Source organism: Bradyrhizobium sp. P5_C12 (genome assembly GCF_054049735.1).
Genome location: NZ_JBFULU010000020.1, coordinates 120,238 through 133,804 on the forward strand (window position 1 = coordinate 120,238; position 13,567 = coordinate 133,804).

Annotated in this window: 12 protein-coding genes; 8 read left to right on the top strand and 4 right to left on the bottom strand. The window is 65.9% G+C overall.

The window, feature by feature from the left end; all coding sequences use genetic code 11:
* Window positions 1–150: 150 nt before the first annotated feature.
* Together ACXJMY_RS19610 and waaF are read right to left on the bottom strand one after the other, a co-directional pair.
* Window positions 151–549, bottom strand: a complete 399-nt coding sequence (locus ACXJMY_RS19610) for a hypothetical protein (RefSeq protein WP_456620983.1) — start codon at window positions 547–549, stop codon at window positions 151–153.
* Between the two features lie 344 nt (window positions 550–893).
* Window positions 894–1,943, bottom strand: coding sequence for a lipopolysaccharide heptosyltransferase II (gene waaF / locus ACXJMY_RS19615; protein ID WP_456620984.1), 1,050 nt, complete (start codon window positions 1,941–1,943; stop codon window positions 894–896).
* A gap of 165 nt (window positions 1,944–2,108) precedes the next feature.
* On the opposite strand from waaF, the gene rfaD reads away from it, so the two are divergent.
* From rfaD to ACXJMY_RS19645, 6 genes are all read left to right on the top strand, one after another.
* On the top strand, window positions 2,109–3,089 hold the full coding sequence (gene rfaD, locus ACXJMY_RS19620; protein WP_456620985.1) for an ADP-glyceromanno-heptose 6-epimerase: 981 nt from the start codon (window positions 2,109–2,111) through the stop codon (window positions 3,087–3,089).
* A gap of 24 nt (window positions 3,090–3,113) precedes the next feature.
* Window positions 3,114–4,586, top strand: a complete 1,473-nt coding sequence (gene rfaE1, locus ACXJMY_RS19625; protein ID WP_456620996.1) for a D-glycero-beta-D-manno-heptose-7-phosphate kinase — start codon at window positions 3,114–3,116, stop codon at window positions 4,584–4,586.
* Complete coding sequence (locus tag ACXJMY_RS19630) at window positions 4,583–5,869, top strand: O-antigen ligase family protein (protein WP_456620986.1); 1,287 nt, start codon at window positions 4,583–4,585, stop codon at window positions 5,867–5,869. Before rfaE1 ends, ACXJMY_RS19630 begins: the two co-directional genes overlap by 4 nt.
* Window positions 5,870–5,980: 111 nt before the next feature.
* Window positions 5,981–7,894, top strand: a complete 1,914-nt coding sequence (locus ACXJMY_RS19635; RefSeq protein ID WP_456620997.1) for an SDR family NAD(P)-dependent oxidoreductase — start codon at window positions 5,981–5,983, stop codon at window positions 7,892–7,894.
* Window positions 7,895–7,896: 2 nt separating this feature from the next.
* The gene (locus tag ACXJMY_RS19640) at window positions 7,897–9,117 is read left to right on the top strand and encodes a glycosyltransferase family 4 protein (protein ID WP_456620987.1); all 1,221 of its coding nucleotides are present in this window, start codon (window positions 7,897–7,899) and stop codon (window positions 9,115–9,117) included.
* A complete protein-coding gene (locus ACXJMY_RS19645; RefSeq protein WP_456620988.1) occupies window positions 9,114–10,061 on the top strand; it encodes an NAD-dependent epimerase/dehydratase family protein in 948 nt (315 codons plus the stop codon). Before ACXJMY_RS19640 ends, ACXJMY_RS19645 begins: the two co-directional genes overlap by 4 nt.
* Here the strand turns inward: ACXJMY_RS19645 and ACXJMY_RS19650 are convergent.
* Both ACXJMY_RS19650 and ACXJMY_RS19655 read right to left on the bottom strand, forming a co-directional pair.
* On the bottom strand, window positions 10,049–11,059 hold the full coding sequence (locus ACXJMY_RS19650; protein ID WP_456620989.1) for an MraY family glycosyltransferase: 1,011 nt from the start codon (window positions 11,057–11,059) through the stop codon (window positions 10,049–10,051). The two genes, ACXJMY_RS19645 and ACXJMY_RS19650, sit on opposite strands and share 13 nt — an antisense overlap.
* Complete coding sequence (locus ACXJMY_RS19655; RefSeq protein ID WP_456620990.1) at window positions 11,056–12,015, bottom strand: lysylphosphatidylglycerol synthase transmembrane domain-containing protein; 960 nt, start codon at window positions 12,013–12,015, stop codon at window positions 11,056–11,058. Before ACXJMY_RS19655 ends, ACXJMY_RS19650 begins: the two co-directional genes overlap by 4 nt.
* 206 nt (window positions 12,016–12,221) lie before the next feature.
* Between ACXJMY_RS19655 and ACXJMY_RS19660 the strand changes: the two genes are divergently transcribed.
* Together ACXJMY_RS19660 and ACXJMY_RS19665 are read left to right on the top strand one after the other, a co-directional pair.
* On the top strand, window positions 12,222–13,211 hold the full coding sequence (locus tag ACXJMY_RS19660) for an SDR family NAD(P)-dependent oxidoreductase (RefSeq protein WP_456620998.1): 990 nt from the start codon (window positions 12,222–12,224) through the stop codon (window positions 13,209–13,211).
* 7 nt (window positions 13,212–13,218) lie between these two features.
* A partial coding sequence (locus ACXJMY_RS19665; RefSeq protein WP_456620991.1) for a sugar phosphate nucleotidyltransferase occupies window positions 13,219–13,567 on the top strand: 349 nt, incomplete at its 3' end.

The following is a 13,567-nucleotide window of genomic DNA, read 5'->3' on the forward strand; positions in this document are numbered from 1 at the left end:
GTAGGCGCGAGTTGCTGCGGATTTTACGAAATCGATTTGACGCGTCGGGCAAAACAGTGGCATGATGTCATCATCGGCGCAGCCTCGACGGTCTCAGGTCGTGATGTCCGGATCATCCATCCAGATTCCTTGAAACCGTCGCGGTCGATTTCACATCGGGCAGCGCACATACGGCATTTGCACCGGCACCGGTGCCTTGGAGCTGAGTGTGATATTATTCTCTCCGGCGAACGTCAGGTCGAATGCCATGTCTGAAATCGAGACGCCGTCCGAGCACGACGCGACTATTCGCATATTCGGTCCGTCATCGTGCAACGATTTGACCGTGCATTTTTCAAATGTGCCGGTGATTTCCCTTCCCTGGACGATGAGGCCGCCCGCGTGGAGATCAGCATCCTTCTTGAAGGCAATCCTGTTGTTCTCTTTGGTGAACATTTGGCCGCAGGCCGAGGCATCGATTGTCCAGGCTCCGTTCAAATCCGCGGCCTGTATCGAGGCCGATTGCGTCACGAGAAGCACCAACGTCACCCAAGGATTGAAGGTCCTCATGAAACTCTCCAACTAAATGGTCAATACCGCCAAATCAGCCTCTTCGACGTCGCTGGGTCGCAGCAAGGCGTCGCTCTTCGCATCGGTTTCGTGCAGCATTGGAGTGCGGCGAACTGGCGAACCTCTCGTTGATCTAAGTCAATGAGTTCTGCAGAACACGCGTCTGCTTGAAGCAGAGCGCAGCGTCGCGCGATGACGGGTGCGATCGGTCAGAACCGGAAGGGCCGCCAGAGATGTCCGGCGGCCTTGACGTGGTTTGCGGGGCGGCGCCCCGCTGGGGATCCCGGCTGTTGGATTCGCCGACGATTGCCCGATCAGAGCGCGCACTCATAGCGTCAATGAGTTCACGCTCCGAGCACCCGCTGCGCGATCGCCACGACCTCGGAGGCTGCGATATCCCGCATGCAGCGGTGGTCGTTCATCTTGCAGATCGTGCTCTGGCAGGGCTGGCAGGTGAGCACGCTCCTGTCCTGGACCACCGTCGCGGCGAGGCCGTTGAGGGGGGCCCAGAGATAGGGGCTGGTCGGGCCGAAGATGCCCATGGTGGGGGTGCCGAGTGCGGCTGCGATGTGCATCAGGCCGGAATCGTTCGAGATCGCGACGCCCGCCGCCGCCATGGCCATGACGCCGTTGCGCAGGTCGTTGCCGGTCAGGTCCCGCACGCCCGGGCCGCCCGCGGCGACGATTTCCTGGGCGAGGTCCTTTTCCCCGGGGCCGCCGACCACCCAGACCTCCAGCCCGCGCTCGGCCAGCAGCCGGGCGGCCTCCGGATAGTAGGTCCAGCGCTTTGAGACGCCGACCGAGCCGGGCGCGAGCGCCACCGCCGCTCCTGCGCTCACGCCATTGGCCTGCCGCCAGCGCACGATCTCCTCGGCCGGGACCCGCAATTGCGGCACGGGCCACTCCGGAGGCAGGGGGGCGCCATCGGGCTGGGCCAGCGCGGCGTTCTTGTCGATGAAGCGGGGCAGCTTTTTCTCGCCCCAGCGCCAGCGGTTGAGCAGGCCGAACCGGAACTCGCCGACGAAACCGACCCGCTCCGGGATGCCGGCCAGCGCCGGTGCAATGGCGGCCTTCCAGGTCCGGGGCAGCACCAGGGCGGTGCCATAGTTCCGCTGGCGCAGGAGCGTCGCCAGGCCGAACTGGCGGCCCACGGCAAGCCGGCTGCGCGGCAGGTCCCAGACGATCCCCTGGCGAACGCCGGGCATGTAATCCACCAGCGGCGCGCACAGCGACGTGGTCAAAAGATCGATCGGCCGGTTCGGCCAGCGCTCCTTCAGGACCCGGACCACGGTGTGATTCCGGACGAAATCGCCGATCCACATATAGGGAACGATCAGGATCGGGCTTGTGTCGCTCCGATCTGTATCTCCACTAAGTTGCGAATCTTGGTTCATTCGTTAAAAGGACCGAAGGGGGCTGATGTGGCGGTTCGGTTACCCGCTCCGGGCCGGCAGGTAAAGCCGGCTGAGGAGCGGTCCCAAAATGCTTACACTTTGGCAGATGATGCGCTACGGCAGGGGCAGGTGTCGGACCGCGAAAATTCGGGCAGGGATTTTGGAATGTTGCTGGTGACCGGCGGGGCCGGTTTTATCGGATCGAATGTCGTCGCCGCGCTGAACGAGGCCGGCCGCAGCGACGTCGTGGTGTGTGACCTGCTCGGCAGCGACGGAAAATGGCGCAATCTCGCCAAGCGGCAGCTTGTGGATATCGTTCCGCCGGCCGAACTGCTCGACTGGCTGAACGGCCGCAAGCTCGAGGCCGTGATCCATCTCGGGGCGATTTCCGAGACCACCGCGACCGACGGCGATCTCGTGATCGAAACCAATTTCCGCCTGTCGATGCGCCTCCTGGACTGGTGCACGGCCAATGCGGTGCCGTTGATCTACGCGTCCTCGGCGGCGACCTATGGCGACGGCGCGGAAGGCTTTGACGACGATGCCTCGTTGCCTGCGCTGAAGACGTTGCGGCCGATGAATCTCTACGGCTGGAGCAAGCATCTGTTCGATCTCGCGGTCGCCGAGCGCGTCGCGCGCGGCGACAAGCTGCCGCCGCAATGGGCAGGCCTGAAATTCTTCAACGTGTTCGGCCCCAACGAATACCACAAGGGCACGATGATGAGCGTGCTGGCGCGCCGCTTCGACGACGTCAAGGCGGGCCGCGCCGTGCAACTGTTCAAGTCGCATCGCGAGGGCGTCGCCGACGGCGATCAGCGCCGCGATTTCATCTATGTCGACGACGTCGTGCGCGTCGTCATGTGGCTGCTGGCGACGCCCTCGGTGTCCGGCCTGTTCAATGTCGGCACCGGCAAGGCGCGCAGCTTCAAGGACCTGATGCTCGCGGCTTACGCAGCACTCGGCAGCAGGCCCAACATCGAATACATCGACATGCCCGAGACGATCCGCGGCAGCTATCAATACTTCACCCAGAGCAAGGTCGATCGTCTCCACCGTGCCGGCTATAATGGCGGCTTCACGACGCTCGAGGATGCGGTGAAGGCCTATGTCGGGGATTATCTCGACCGGCCCGACCGCTTCCGCTGAGGTTTTTGGATCATGGCGACCCCCATTCTCGATTTCGATGCGCTCGCGCAAGACATCGCGCGCCGCACGCTGCTGTGCATCGGCGACATCATGCTGGACGAGTTCGTCTATGGCGAGGTGTCGCGGATCTCGCCGGAAGCGCCGGCGCCTGTCATCACCGCCCAACGCAGCGAGACCCATATCGGCGGTGCCGGCAACGTCGCGCGCAATGTCGCCTCCCTCGGCGCCCGCTGCATCTTCGTCGGTCTTGTCGGCGATGACGATGCGGGCAGGCGGCTCGCGRCCGCGCTTGCGGAGCAAGCCGGCATCGACAGCGTGCTGGTGTGTGATCCGTCGCGGCCGACCACGCGAAAAGTCCGTTTCGTCTCCGAGCATTTCTCCACCCACATGTTGCGCGCGGACTGGGAGCAGGCGGTGCCTGCCTCCGATGACGTCGAGACCAAGCTGATCGAGGCGATCCTGCCGCAGATCGCGCGCGCCGATATCGTGCTGCTGTCCGACTACGCCAAGGGCGTGCTGACCGCGCGCGTGATCCGCCACACCATCGACGCCGCGCGAAAGCTCGGCAAGCCCGTGATCGTCGATCCCAAGAGCCTCAACTGGGCGATCTATCGCGGTGCCACGCTGCTCACGCCCAACCGCAAGGAATTTTCGGAAGCCACCCGCAGCCGCGCCGACACCACGCAAAGCATCGTCGATGCCACCGAGGACGTGATGCGGCTCGCCGATTGCGAGGCGATCCTGGTGACCCAAGGCGAGCACGGCATGACGCTGGTGCCGCGCAATGGCGATGCCGTCCATGTTCCAGCTTTCCCCGTGAAAGTGCGCGACGTCTCCGGCGCCGGCGATACCGTCGCCGCAGCGCTTTCGGTGTCGCTCGCGGCGGGCGCGGATTGGGATACGGCCCTGCGCATCGCCAATGCGGCGGCCGCGGTCGCCGTCGGCAAGCAGGGCACGGCCAGCGTGACCGCTGCCGAGTTGCGGCGAAAGATCCTGCCGCATGCCTATCTCGCGGCCGAAGAGAAGATCGTGCTCGAGGCCGGCGCGCTCGAAGCGCAGCTCGCCGAATGGCGCCGGCAGGGCTTGCGGGTCGGTTTCACCAATGGCTGCTTCGACATCCTGCATCCCGGCCACGTCAAGGTGCTGACCGCGGCGCGCGGTGCCTGCGATCGCCTGATCGTGGGCCTCAACAGCGACGCCTCGGTGCGGCGGCTGAAGGGCGCGGACCGTCCGGTCCAGGACGAGCGCGCGCGCGCCGAGGTGCTGGCGGCGCTCGAAGCCGTCGATCTCGTCGTCATCTTCGAGGAGGACACGCCGATCGACCTGATCACCCGGATCAAGCCCAGCGCACTGGTGAAGGGCGGCGACTACACCCGCGAGCAGGTGGTCGGCCACGAGGTCGTGGAGGCCGCGGGCGGCACGGTCGTGCTGGTCGACATTCTCCAGGGGTTCAGCACGACGGCGCTGGTCCATCGCGCCCGGGGAGGGGACAAGTGACGGCAATCGCCCGGGAAACCACCGGCGCGATGCTGTGGCGGCGCATGCGCAGTCCTACGGCCTGGGGCGAGGCGGTCGATATCTTCGCGGTGCTGACCGCGGCCTCGCTGCCGTGGTCGACCTCGCTCGCAGGGATCTTCAACGCCCTGTTGCTGGTCTGCATGGTGCCGTTCCTCGACGTCGGCGCCTTCCTGCGATCGCTGACGCGTCCGATCTGCCTGGCGCCGATCGCCCTGGTCCTGCTCGCGCTGGTGGGGACGCTGTGGTCGGACGCGGCCTGGGGCGCGCGCGTTTATGCGCTCAATCCGACCATCAAGCTGCTCGTCCTTCCCGTCCTGCTCTACCATTTCGCGCGCTCGCCGCGCGGACACTGGGTGTTCATCGCCTTCCTGGTGTCCTGCGCGCTGTTGTCGGTGATGTCCTGGCTGGTCGCCTTCTATCCCAACTTGACGTTGAAGCCGGACCACCTCGAGCGCGGCATCTTCGTCAAGAACTACATCGACCAGAGCCAGGAATTCACGCTGTGCGCGGTCGCGCTCGCCTATCCAATCGTGCTGCTGCTGCGCGAGAAGCGCTACTGGTTCGCGGGGGTGCTCACGGCGCTGGCGCTGAGCTTCTTCGTCAACATGGTCTTCGTGGTGGTATCCCGCACCGCGCTCGTCACCGTTCCGATCATGTTCGGCGTGTTCGCGCTGCTTCATCTGAGATGGCGCAGCATCGCGATCATCGCCGCCGTTCTGCTCGCGGGTGCCGTTCTCGCCTGGCAGGCCTCGCCGCAATTGCGCAAGACCGCCGACACCTTTGCCAGCGACTACACGCGCTACATGGAGAAGGGCGAGCCGAGCTCGCTTGGCCTGCGACTCGAATTCTGGCGGAAATCCCTCGGCTTCTTCGTGGAGGCGCCGATCATCGGGCATGGCACCGGCGCAACGCGCGGATTGTTCGAGCGGGTCGCGACGCCCGGCGGCCAATATCAGGCCTCCAGCGAGGTGATCGGCAATCCGCATAACCAGACGCTGAACGTCGCCGTGCAATGGGGCGCCATCGGCATCGTCGTTCTCTACGCGATCTGGATCCTGCATCTCCTCTTGTACCGCGGCGACGGACTTGCCAATTGGGTGGGCCTCCTGGTCGTGGTCCAGAACGTCTTCACCTCGCTGTTCAACTCCCATCTGTTCGACTTCCACGAGGGCTGGATGTACGTCATCGGCGTCGGCGTTGCCGGCGGCATGGTGATCCGGGCACAACAGGCCAGGCCGAAGACGGGGGAAGCCGGTTCCTGAACGGCCGCGCGGCCGGCCAGTCTTATGGCAAGTCTTGTGCTGGCAGTTCTTGCCGAGATGGGCTATCAGCGCGATCAGGTTGCACTCAATCGGATATTCATCGGTCGGCGGATGACGCGTCTTTCGCATCTCACCTTGCGCAATTTCCTGATCGCGCTCCACGACCTCCTGGCGACCACGGCGGCGTTGTTCGCCGCCTTCTATCTGCGTTTCGAGGGCGGCGACGGCTTCTACGACCGGTTGCCACTGCTGTTCCAGATCCTGCCCTACTTCCTCGCCTTCGCCGTGGTCGTATTCTTCGTCTTCAACCTGACCACGACGAAATGGCGCTTCATCTCGCTGCCCGACGCGCTGAACATCATTCGCGTCGCGACCGTGCTGACGGTTGCGCTGCTCGCGCTCGACTACATCTTCGTCGCCCCCAACGTCCGCGGTGCCTTCTTCCTCGGCAAGGTGACGATCGTCCTCTACTGGTTCCTCGAAATCTCCTTTCTCAGCGCGGCGCGCATGACCTATCGCTACTTCCGCTATACGCGGGTGCGGCGCCACGCCAGGACCGAGGATGCAGCGCCGACGCTGCTGATCGGCCGTGCCGCGGATGCCGAGGTGCTCTTGCGCGGCATCGAGAGCGGGGCGATCAAGCGTATCTGGCCGATCGGCGTGCTGTCGCCGTCGAGCTCCGATCGCGGCCAGCTGATCCGCAACGTGCCGGTGCTGGGCGGCATCGACGACATCGAGGATGTCATCGCCGACTTCGCCAAGCGCAACAAGCCGATTGCGCGCCTCATCATGACGCCGTCGGCGTTCGAGCCGGAGGCGCACCCGGAATCGATCCTGATGCGGGCACGCAAGCTGGGCGTGATCGTCAATCGCATGCCGTCGCTCGAGAGTGGCGATACGCCGCGGCTGACCGCTGTCGCAGTCGAGGATCTCCTGCTGCGGCCGAGCGAGACGATCGACTATGCGCGCCTCGAAGCCCTGATCAAGGGCAAGGCGGTGATCGTCACCGGCGGCGGCGGCTCGATCGGGTCCGAGATCTGCGAGCGCATCGTCGCCTTCGGTGCCGCGCGCCTCCTGATCCTGGAGAATTCCGAGCCGGCGCTCTACGCGGTCACGGAAGCGCTCACGGCGGATGGCACGGAAGCCGCGATCGAGGGGCGGATCGCCGACATCCGCGACCGCGAGCGCATGATGCGACTGATGGCCGAGTTCAAGCCCGACATCGTATTCCATGCCGCGGCCCTCAAGCACGTGCCGATCCTCGAGCGCGACTGGAGCGAGGGGGTCAAGACCAACATCTTCGGTTCGATCAACGTCGCCGATGCCGCGCTCAGTGCCGGCGCCGAAGCCATGGTGATGATCTCGACCGACAAGGCGATCGAGCCGGTGTCGATGCTCGGCCTGACCAAGCGCTTCGCGGAGATGTATTGCCAGGCGCTCGATCACGATCTTGCGGCAGGCAGCGGCGGCGGCAAGCCGCCGATGCGCCTGATCTCGGTCCGGTTCGGCAATGTGCTGGCGTCGAACGGCTCGGTGGTGCCGAAGTTCAAGGCCCAGATCGAGGCCGGCGGCCCGGTGACGGTCACGCATCCCGACATGGTCCGCTACTTCATGACCATCCGCGAGGCCTGCGACCTCGTGATCACGGCAGCGACGCACGCGCTCGGAACGGTGCGTTCGGACGTGTCGGTCTACGTCCTCAACATGGGCCAGCCGGTCAAGATCGTCGATCTCGCCGAACGCATGATCCGCCTGTCCGGCCTTCAGCCCGGCTACGACATCGAGATCGTGTTCACGGGCATGCGGCCGGGCGAGCGCCTGCACGAGATCCTGTTCGCCTCCGAGGAGCCGACCCGCGAGATCGGTGTTGCCGGCATCATGGCCGCGCAGCCGAACGAGCCGCCGATGCAGACCCTGCGCAAATGGATCACGGCGCTGGAGCAGGCGATCGCGCGGGACGATCGCGCCACCATCAGGACCATCCTGAAGGATGCGGTCCCGGAATTCGGATCGACCGCGGCCTGACCATGCAGCCTCCCGGCAAGATCGTCGTTGCGAGCCAGCATTATCCACCGGATCCGAGCACGACGGCGGCGATCATGGCCGAGATCGCCTGCCGCCTCGCCACGGGGCACGAGGTCGTCGTGCTGTCGGGCTCACCCGGCGCGTTGCCGGCGTCGCAGACCGGCCCGGGCAAGCCGCGCATCGTCGCCATCAAGAACCGCATGACCGGCAAGGCGGCGCTGGTGCGGCGCGGCGCGGCCGAACTGCTGTTCGCGGCGCGCACGTTCCTGGCGTTGATACGGGAGCTCCGGCCCGGCGACGTCGTGGTCACCGTCACCGCGCCGTTCATGCTGCCTTACGCGGTCGCGGCGGCCGCAAGGCTGAAGCGCGCCCGCTCGGCGCTGATCCTGCACGACCTCTTCCCGGACGTGCTCGTGACGGCGGGGATTCTGAAGCCCGGTTCGATCGTGACCCGGACGATGCGGGCCGCCAACGCCTTGATGTTCCGCGCGCTCAATGCCGTCATCACCATCGGCCGCGACGCGGAACGGCCGCTGCTGAGCTATCGGGGCATGACGCGGAACAAGATCCGCTTCATCCCGAACTGGGCGACGCTGGTGCCCGGGCCGCGGCCGGTGACAGCGGACAATCCGTTTCGCAAGGCGCTGGCGGCCCGCTTCGTCGTCGGCCTGTCCGGCAATCTCGGTTTCACCCATGATCCGGAGATCGTGTTCGAGGCGGCGCGCCTGCTGAAGGACGAGGGCGACATTCACTTCCTGCTGTCCGGCTGGGGCATCGGCTTCGACCGGTTGAAGCAGTTGCAGGCGGCTATGAGCCTGCCCAATGTTTCCTTCGTGGCGCGCGTCGAGGATGCGGAGCTCGAGGCGTTCCTGACCGCTGCCGACCTCTGGATCATTCCGTACCGAAAGGACGTTGCCGGGGTGTCGGTGCCGAGCCGGTTCTATAATCTGCTGGCGGTCGGCCGTCCGGTCGTGCTGGTCTCCGAGCCGGAAGCCGAGGCCGCGCTGACGGTGGTGGAAAACGGGCTCGGCTGGGTCGTGCCGCCGGGCCGTGCCGATCGGCTGGCCGAGGCGATCCGTACGGCGTCCGTGTCCTGCGACGGCGCCATGGCCGAGCGCGCGGTGAAGGCGGCGTCGAAATTCGATCGCGTCACCGCGATGAACGCCTATGCCGCCCTGGTCGACGAATTGTTGCGCAACCCCGAATTGGCGGAGCAACGATGAGCGAACGAAAACCGGTCGTGCTGGTGACGGGAGCGAGCGGCTTCGTCGGCCGTCATGTCGTGCCTGCGCTGGCGCGGGAGGGATGGTCGGTCCGCCGCGCGGTGCGCAGTCCGGAGGGCATCGGTGAGGAGGTCGTCATTGAAGCGATCGGCCCCGAGACCGATTGGCAGGCCGCGCTCGATGGCGTCGACGCCGTGGTCCATCTCGCCGCCCGGGTGCATCACAAGCACGAGGAGCATGCGGTCCAGCTCTACCGCAACGTCAACATCGCCGGCACGCTGCACCTGGCGCGCAGCGCGGCGACGGCCGGTGTGCGCCAGTTCATCTTCGTCAGCACGGTCCTCGTGCATGGCCGCAGCAACGAGGGCCGTGCGCCGTTCAGCGAGGACGACATCCTGACGCCGCGCGGCCTCTATGGCATGTCCAAGGCGGCGGCCGAGGCGGGCTTGAGGACGCTGGCGCGCGGCACCGACATGAAGATCTCGGTGATCAGGCCGCCGCTGGTCTATGGTGCGGGAGCCAAGGGCAATTTTGCGCTGCTGACGCGTGCGGTGAATCTGGGCCTGCCGCTGCCCTTTGCCGCGATCCGCAATCACCGCGCCTTCCTCGCGGTGCAGAACCTGTCGTCGTTCATCCTGCGCCGGCTCGCCCATCCCGACCCCGCCAGCAATTTCGAGATCTTTCTGGTGGCCGACAGGGAGCAGGTCTCGACGCCCGAATTCATCGAGCGCCTGGCCAAGGCATCCGGCAAGAGCCCGCGGTTGTTCGGCTTGCCGCCGGAGCTGCTCGGCACGCTGCTTGGCGTGATGGGCCGGCGCGATACCCATGACAGCCTGATCGGCTCGCTCGAGCTCAACGTCTCCAAGGCGCTGGCGACCGGGTGGCAGCCGGAGGTCACCCTCGACGAGGGCTTGCGGCTCGCACTGTCGGCTCAGGACACCTGAGGGCGCGAGAACCGCCGCAGCACGAAGCCGACCGCGATCGCGCCTGCCAGCAGCGCGAGCATCGTGACCGCCATCGACCCGGCGCGAATGGTGACGATGGCGAGCAGCGCAAGCCCGAGATTGAGCGCGAACACCTCGCCGATCACGCGGGGTACGGTGAAACCGTTATCGGTGGCGCGCTGGTAGAAATGCGTGCGGTGCGCCGACCAGAATTGTTCGCGCCGCGCGATGCGACGGAGCAGCGTGATGGTGGAATCCGCGAGATAGTAAGCGGGCAGCAGCAGCGCTGCGGCCGGCTGTCCGTGCCAGGCGAGCTCCAGCAGGCACCAGCCGAGCAGGAGGCCGATCGGCAGGCTGCCGACGTCGCCCAGGAACACCTTTGCGGCCGGCCGGTTGAACGGCGCAAAGCCGAGCATGGCGCCGCACAGCGTCGCGGCGATGAGGACGGCCGGCCAGGACAGTTCGCCGAGCCATCCCAGCAGCAGGAGCGCCGCGGAGACCGGCACCACTTCGGCCACCGTCATCAGGTCGAGCCCGTCCATGAAGTTGACGAGGTTCACGAACCAGACGCCCGCGAGCAGGATGAGGCCGCGCTCCAGCCCCAGCGGCAGGGCCGGGACGACGCGCGCGGTCTCGGGCGAGGTGAACACCACCGCACCGACGGCAGCAGCTTGCAGCGCGAGTCGCACCAGCACCGGCAGCGACATGATGTCGTCGGCAAATCCGACCAGCGCGATGAGCACCGTCGCGCCCACCAGCGCCGGCGGGATCGCGACGCCGGCCCAGGCCGCCCAGATCGAAGCAACCAGCAGCGTCGCTGATATCACCGCGATGCCCGCGCCCTGCGGGGTCGGGATGCGATGCGAGGATCGCGCATTCGGCCGCGCCAGCGCGTAGCGCTGCAGCAGGGGACGGCTGGTCCAGGTGATGAGGGCCGAAATCAGCGCGGCGATCGCGACGGCAAGCAGCGACGGTGCGACGGCGGCGGCCGAACTCACTCCGGCACCCCGAGCGGCGCCGACCCTTGCGCGGCTTTCTCGGCGCTGAGGATCCAGACCAGTCCGCCGATCGCGCCGACGATGAAGAACACGGCGCCGAACAGCAGCGAGACGTTGACGCCCTCGTGCACGGCAAGTCCCGCGAAGCCGAACGCCAGGCCCATGGTGGCTTCACGCACGCCCCAGCCGGCGATCGAGATCGGCATCATCGTGATCAGCATCACCGGCGGTACCAGCAGGAAGACGTCGCCGAAGCTGACCGGGGCGGCGATCGACTGCACCACGCACCAGGCGACGACGACGGCCAGCACATGCACGATCAGCGACAGGATCGCGACGGCCGGCCCGCGCGAGCGGCTGAAGATCACGCGGTTCGCGATCACGGCACAGGCGTGGATGTGATGCGTGGCCCACCAGGTCTTCAGCCAGGGCCATTTCAGCGCGCCGAACACCAGGAAGCCGAGGCCGCCCGCGAGTGCCGCAAGATCGATCAGCAGCAGCGCCGAGCGCCCGTGCGGATCGGTGATGAGGCTGTAGCTCCAAGGCAGGCTCGCGACGATGATGATCGCAAGCGCAATCAAGCCGATCGCGCGGTCGACGAAGATCGAGTAGGTCGCAGCGCGCCATCCAGCGCCGGCGCGCGCGACCAGCCACAGCCGGACCGCATCGCCGCCGATCGCCGACGGCAGGGTCTGATTGAAGAACGACCCGATCACGTTGTAGCGCATGGCGCGGCCGAGCTCGATCGGTGCGCCGCATTCGGCGCTGATCTCGCGCCAGCGCAGCGCGCCGACGAAGATTTGCAGGAACGTGATCGCGATCGCCACGCCGATCCAGAACAGGCTGGTCACGGTGAAGCGCGAAAACAGTTCGGACAGATCCACCTTGCGCAGCGCCAGATAGAGCAGCGCCGCGGAAATCAGGATTTTGGCCGTCGACAGCAGGATTCGGCGCATCTCGCCCGCATGAACAGGGTTTGCGAAGATTTGAGGCAACCCGACGCGAGGCGCCGAATTCGGCCGCTTTGGTATGGTTTTGGCGTCGATCTTGCAATAGCTGTCGTGAAGGGAGCTTGCATGAACCGCCGCGGGATGTTGCGATCCCCCTCGACGCGGCAGCGAGACGGGCGCCCGTCGTGGGCGAAGGATTCCTTGGGAACAGGATGACGGATCAGGCGATTTTGGTCACGGGTGCCGCCGGCTTCATCGGCTTTCACGTCGCCCGGCAGCTCATGGGCGAAGGCCGGCCCGTCGTCGGGCTCGACAATCTCAACAGCTATTATGATCCGGCGCTGAAACAGGCGCGCCTGGAGCTGTTGCGGAACGATGCCCGCTTCTCCTTCGTGCAGGCCGATCTCGCCGACCGCGCGACGATCGCGGCGTTGTTTGCGCGACATCGATTTGCCAAAGTCGTGCATCTCGCAGCCCAGGCCGGCGTGCGCTACTCGATCGACCATCCGCACAGCTACGCCGATTGCAATCTCGAGGGCTTTCTCAACGTGCTCGAGGGCTGCCGGAATAACGGCTGTCGTCATCTCGTCTACGCGTCGTCATCCTCCGTTTATGGTGCCAACACCAAACTGCCATTCGCCGTGCAGGACCGGACCGATCATCCCGTGAGTCTCTACGCCGCGACCAAGAAGGCGAACGAGCTGATGGCGCAGTCCTACAGTCATCTGTACCGGCTGCCGGTCACGGCCTTGCGCTTCTTTACCATATACGGTCCGTGGGGACGGCCCGATATGGCGATGTTTCTGTTCGTGAACGCCATCATGGCGGGCAGGCCGATCCGGCTCTTTAACCATGGCAGGATGCGTCGCGACTTCACCTATATTGACGACGTGACTCGTGTAGTATCCAAGCTGATCGACCGGGTGCCCGCGGACGATCCGGCCGCCGCAAATGCGCCGTCTAAGGTCTACAATGTCGGCAACAACCATCCCGAAGAGCTGATGCACGTCGTCGCTCTCCTGGAGCGGGAGCTGGGCCGGACGGCGAACAAAGAGCTGCTGCCAATGCAGCCTGGAGACGTGCTGGAAACGTTCGCGGATGTCGAGGATCTGATGCGTGACACCGGCTTTGCACCGTCGACGCCGATCGAGCACGGGGTCCGCAATTTTGTCACCTGGTATCGCGACTACTTCAAGGTTTGAGATGACGATGGACAAACGCATTATCCCCCTGATCATGTGCGGCGGTGCCGGCACGCGGTTGTGGCCGGCCTCGCGCGAGGTGCGGCCGAAGCAGTTCCTGCCGCTGTTCGGTACCCGCTCGACCTTCCAGGACACGCTGCTGCGCGTCTCGGATGGCGCGCTGTTCGAGCGTCCGATCGTCATCACCAATGCGTCCTACCGCTTCATGGTGCTGGAGCAGCTCGCCGAGATCGGCATCGAGGCCGACGTGATCCTCGAGCCGATGCGGCGCGACTCCGGACCTGCGATCGCCGCCGGCGCCGTGTTCGCGCAGAACCGCGCCGCTGAGGCGATCGTGCTGGCGCTCGCCGCCGACC